The organism is Cryobacterium sp. M91, assembly GCF_002929615.1.
Lineage (GTDB): Bacteria > Actinomycetota > Actinomycetes > Actinomycetales > Microbacteriaceae > Cryobacterium > Cryobacterium levicorallinum.
This window is the reverse complement of record NZ_PJJT01000034.1, coordinates 1-4663: the sequence shown is the minus strand read 5'-3', so window position 1 is coordinate 4663 and position 4663 is coordinate 1. Positions and strand designations below refer to the sequence as shown.

The window sequence follows — 4663 nt, the reverse complement described above, 5'->3', positions numbered from 1 at the left end:
GTGTACCCCAACTAGGCGTCAGATACTCTTATCGAATATTGTCAGGATAGGGTCACAATCTGATTGGCGGACACCTCTCCTAACGGTGTCTTAGACTTCAACTTGACAAAAAAGGTGGAGGAGCTTCATGACGGGTCAGCGAGTTGGATATGTGCGAGTGAGTACTCTCGATCAGAACACTGTCCGTCAGCTTGCTGGCGTCGAGGTTGATCGGGTGTTTGAAGATAAGGCGTCGGGGAAGGATCAGAATCGGCCCGAGCTAGAAGAGATGATCAAGTTCGTCCGAGAGGGCGATACCGTTCTCGTGCATTCCATGGACCGGTTGGCCCGCAACCTGGATGACCTTCGCTTGATCGTGCGCCGGCTTACCGCGAAGAAGGTCCGAGTTGAGTTCGTGAAAGAGCAGCTCTCCTTCACGGGCGACGACAATGCAATGGCGAACCTGCTTTTGAGTGTCATGGGGGCCTTTGCTGAGTTTGAGCGGTCTTTGATTCGTGAACGTCAACGTGAGGGTATTGCCTTGGCGAAGAGGCGTGGCGTCTACCGTGGCCGCACCCCATCGCTCGACATAGCCCGCGCGGCCGAGCTGCGCGAGAAGGCTGCCGCGGGCGTGCCGAAGTCTGTGCTTGCTCGAGAGTTTGGGATCAGCCGCGAAACCGTCTACGTCTACCTCCGCGCGAAGGTTTGAGCTGGCTGTAAATGATCTGGTGTGGTTTATAGGTGGATGCTTGCGGTGGCGATCAGTTCGACCCAGCGCGTTCGACGGTCGGTGTCTTCTCGGATAGCGGGGGCCGGGGTATAGACGTCTGCTTCGGATAGGGCGGCTAGGTTGAGCCCGGTGAGGTCGACGATGTCAACGATATGTACTTGGTAGGTGCGATACGGTCCGAGCGGCGGGGGAGTGCTGTCGATGCGGGCTGGAGCGCGGACCGTGTCGAGGTCGATGTTTTCTAATTGTGGGCTTTGGTCGAGGACGAATCCGGCAGCGTGCAGAACGGTGGAGTCTTCCGTGGTCGTTGTCCATGCTGCGATCTTCCAAAACGCTTGTGGGATTTTCACGCCGCGGTATGTCGGATCCTGGGCTGAGAGCACGGGGGCGGTGAAGACGCTGATGCGGTTTCCGTTGGTGCGTGCGTAGGTGAGGACGTGGTCCTCGAGGCCGAGCCAGAGTTGTTTCGATTGGTTAAAGGCTGCGACTTGCGGGGCGGCGTTGGTATAGGCGAAGGTATCGTAATTCGCTCGCCTGGCTGTCGCCTCGTCGCCCCAGACCGGGTCTTGGCGTCGGACGAGGTGCCCGCGGTCGAGGTCGTTTCTGGCGTAGACGCCCTCCCCGGCCTGTTCATAGAGCGGAATACGCGAGTCGAGGTGCCAGTCGTCGCCTCGGTCAACGGTAGCGAGCTGGTCCCCGTCGATGTTGACGCCGGTCGCGATCGCGAGGCGCCGCGCAGGGTCTAAGAGCACGGTGAAATGTGTGTAGAGCAGTTCACGAATCAGGGTTCCCGAAAGAGGAGGCGGGAGTGGCAGAGGAATCTGGAGGAATTCGGCGTTGTATCCAGCAGGAGGAAATGATGCGGCATCCATGGTGATAGTCAAGCAGCCAGAGCCGACAGTTAGGCTGGCGGATTTCGATGGCGGTATTGATAGGAGAATTCCGTGTTGCTTTCACCATGTGAAACCGCCCTCTGACACGCCGCGCTGCAACCTCGAGCGGATTGTTCTTCTTTTCGTGGAACGCGCCGGTGTCAGTGGACCGATCATCAACGTTGCTATGTTGCGTGGAAGAAACCTTGCCATGAATCCGAATGCCACACTCTGTTAGATTCAAATCGGTCCCACCGACGACTGGACTGGTTTTTTGGAAGTGTCGCCCGCTTTATGTGAATTCCCGGCTTTTTACCAGTAACGGTCCGAGGAGGACACTCAATGACTGATAATTCGTTGAACAAGACTGAGCTTGTTGCGAAGGTTGCAGCCGATTCGGGACAGAGTCAGGCTGCAGTTGATGGCATTTTGAACACGTTCTTTGAGACCCTTGCTGAGGCCGTGAAGAACGATAGCAAGGTCACTATTCTGGGATGGCTCGGGGTTGAGCGCATTGCAACTGCGGCGCGTATCGGTCGCAATCCGCAGACGGGTGAAGAGATCGCGATCGCCGCGGGTCACCGCGTCAGGCTTACTGCCGGAAGCAGGCTTAAGACTGCCGCCAAGTAAGGTTCCGCTTGTGGCGCTGACCAAGGCGCTGACCGAGGCACCGATGAATTGGCAGTCTGCTGCTGAGCGGGCTGAAGATCAGCATGGTGATCGAGGGTGACTCCGTGCCGCAAATTTTCTTCCCGCGGCTGATCTCGCTTTACGAGGCTGGCGTGTTCCCGTTTGACAAATGTGTCAAGAAGTATGACTTCGCTGATATCAATGAGACCTTCGCTGATAGTGAGAGCGGCGTGACGTTCAAGCCTGTTGTTATCTTCTAGATCTGCATGTGGTCGTGTCTTGCTCATTCGCGGCAGTCGACACTGGCTGGTGGCCGTCTCGTGCGGCGGCTTCCGGCTGTACCAGTCATCTTCCTTGCCGACGGTCCAAACCGGTACGTCTCCGACAGCCAGCGCACCAAATGGGCGGATATTGCTACGTCAGCCAGGACGGACGGACGGACAGATGGGCGGGCGTGATCGGGTGAGAAGACGCTGAACGAGTTTGAACCACTACCGACAACAGTGACCAGGGCGAATGCTGGGAGCGGTGTCCCAGTATCGTCCCGACCTTACGTGTGGCGGCTTGGCCGGTAACTGAAATGGCGAGGGCCCACTGCGTTAGCGGTGGGCCCTCGCTCGCAGACTATCCGACGCCACTGATAACACCATCATAAAGACGAATTGAACGGGTCGTGTCCGGGACTTGAGCTGGGCTGGTTTGATTGCAGGGGAGCGGGGCATGTGCGCGTGATCCCGAGTGGTGAAGAGCCTTCGACGAGTTCAGTGATAGCCACGAAAAAGCCCCGGCATCGCTGCACCGGGGGAGGTGAGGAATTTGTCGGGGCCAATCCGTGTGGAGTGGGGGGGGCTTCCACTATTCACGGTAAGGGGGTGGGCTGGATGCCGGCTGGGCAAGCCCCGCGTCGTGGAAAAGCGAACAGGCAGATCCCGTGGGTACGAGGTGTTGGACTTTAGATGGAGTCTGTCGTGACTTTGATCTGGATCGCTCGCGGGTGCAGACTACAAGTCAAAGTGGAAGAGGGCATTGTCATGGTGGATAGGATCGGCGACATCTGGGGTACGAGGACGCCCTTTGCCCGAGGCGAGAAGTGGCCGGTGCGTGTTGATCAGAAGTTGGCTGATGGTCTTGGTGAGGACGACGTTGATCGTTGGGTGCAGTCGGCTTGTACGTTGTGCAGCAATGGCTGTGCGTGCGATATTGCGGTGAAAGACGGGCGGATGGTCGGAGTGCGGGGTCGGGCCATCGACACCGTCAATCGTGGGCGACTTGGGCCGAAGGGCCTTTTCGGCAGTTGGCAGGGTATGTCGAACGGTGACCGGCTGACTCGTCCTCTCATCCGGGTCGGTGGCGAGTTGGTTGAGACTGACTGGGACACGGCGATGTCCCGGATCGTTGAGCGAAGTAGGCAGCTTGTGGCGGACAAGGGTCCGCTGAGTCACGCGTTCTATACCAGCGGCCAATTGTTTCTCGAGGAGTACTACGCGCTGGCGATTCTTGGTAAGGCCGGCATCGGTACTCCGCATATGGATGGCAGCACCCGGTTGTGCACGGCGACCGCGGCTGCGGCGATGAAGGAGAGCTTTGGTTCGGATGGCCAGCCTGGTAGCTACGCCGACATCGACGAGTGTGATGCGATGTTCCTGTACGGGCACAACATGGCTGAGACGCAGACGGTGCTGTGGGCGAGGGTGCTCGATCGGATCGCCGGGCCCGACCGGCCACGTATTGTTTGTATCGACCCGCGTGAGACTGAGGTGGCGCGGGTCGCGGATGTGCACCTTGCGGTGCGTCCAGGGACGAACCAGGCGCTGATGAATGGTCTGATCCGGGAACTGTTCGTGAACGGATGGATTGATGAGGCCTACATTGCGGCGCACACCATTGGAGTCGACACATTGCGGGCCGTGGTGGAGCCATGGACGCCAGAGGCAGTAGCTGAGATTTGCGGTGTCTCGGCTGATGATGTGCGAGAAGCTGCACGAATTTTCGGCACGAGCGCTCGGGTGCTCTCCACCGTTTTGCAGGGCTTTTACCAGTCGGCGCAGGCGACTGCGGCATCGTGTCAGGTGAACAATATGCACTTGCTACGAGGAAAACTCGGCGCGCCAGGAAATGGGGTGCTGCAGATGAACGGCCAGCCCACCGCGCAGAACAACCGGGAGTGCGGGGCCAGCGGAGACCTTCCCGGATTCCGCAACTGGGAGAATTTGGAGCACGTCAGCGAGCTCGCGACACTGTGGGACGTTGATATTTCAGTCATTCCGCACAAGACTCCCGCAACCCATGCGATGCAGATCTTTCGCTCTGTCGAGCAAGGCAGCATCGAGTTTCTCTGGATCTCGGCGACGAACCCGGCGGTTTCGATGCCGCAATTGGAACGTATCCGCGCCATCCTCAGCCAAGAGAGCGTTTTCCTCGTCGTGCAGGACCTCTATCTCACCGAAACAGC

Annotated in this window: 5 protein-coding genes; 4 read left to right on the top strand and 1 reads right to left on the bottom strand. The window is 58.6% G+C overall.

Features of this window, described 5'->3' with window-relative positions:
• The first annotated feature begins 127 nt into the window (after positions 1 to 127).
• On the top strand, positions 128 to 688 hold the full coding sequence (locus CXY80_RS00445) for a recombinase family protein (protein ID WP_104131170.1): 561 nt from the start codon (positions 128 to 130) through the stop codon (positions 686 to 688).
• Positions 689 to 714: 26 nt separating this feature from the next.
• On the opposite strand, the gene CXY80_RS00440 is transcribed toward CXY80_RS00445, so the two are convergent.
• The gene (locus CXY80_RS00440) at positions 715 to 1581 is read right to left on the bottom strand and encodes a DNA/RNA non-specific endonuclease (RefSeq protein WP_104131169.1); all 867 of its coding nucleotides are present in this window, start codon (positions 1579 to 1581) and stop codon (positions 715 to 717) included.
• A 342-nt stretch (positions 1582 to 1923) separates the two neighbouring features.
• On the opposite strand from CXY80_RS00440, the gene CXY80_RS00435 reads away from it, so the two are divergent.
• The 3 genes from CXY80_RS00435 to CXY80_RS00425 all read left to right on the top strand — a co-directional run.
• Positions 1924 to 2211, top strand: a complete 288-nt coding sequence (locus tag CXY80_RS00435; RefSeq protein WP_104131168.1) for an HU family DNA-binding protein — start codon at positions 1924 to 1926, stop codon at positions 2209 to 2211.
• Between the two features lie 83 nt (positions 2212 to 2294).
• Complete coding sequence (locus CXY80_RS00430; RefSeq protein ID WP_199182189.1) at positions 2295 to 2471, top strand: hypothetical protein; 177 nt, start codon at positions 2295 to 2297, stop codon at positions 2469 to 2471.
• A gap of 771 nt (positions 2472 to 3242) precedes the next feature.
• Positions 3243 to 4663, top strand: a 1421-nt coding sequence (locus tag CXY80_RS00425) for a molybdopterin-dependent oxidoreductase (RefSeq protein ID WP_158251498.1), incomplete at its 3' end; no start/stop codon positions are given.

What these genes read in the sequence shown, in the direction of transcription:
- CXY80_RS00445 (WP_104131170.1), top strand. Translation starts at nt 128, where the DNA reads ATGACGGGTCAGCGAGTTGGATATGTGCGAGTGAGTACTCTCGATCAG.
- CXY80_RS00440 (WP_104131169.1), bottom strand. Translation starts at nt 1,581, where the DNA reads ATGGATGCCGCATCATTTCCTCCTGCTGGATACAACGCCGAATTCCTC.
- CXY80_RS00435 (WP_104131168.1), top strand. Translation starts at nt 1,924, where the DNA reads ATGACTGATAATTCGTTGAACAAGACTGAGCTTGTTGCGAAGGTTGCA.
- CXY80_RS00430 (WP_199182189.1), top strand. Translation starts at nt 2,295, where the DNA reads ATGGTGATCGAGGGTGACTCCGTGCCGCAAATTTTCTTCCCGCGGCTG.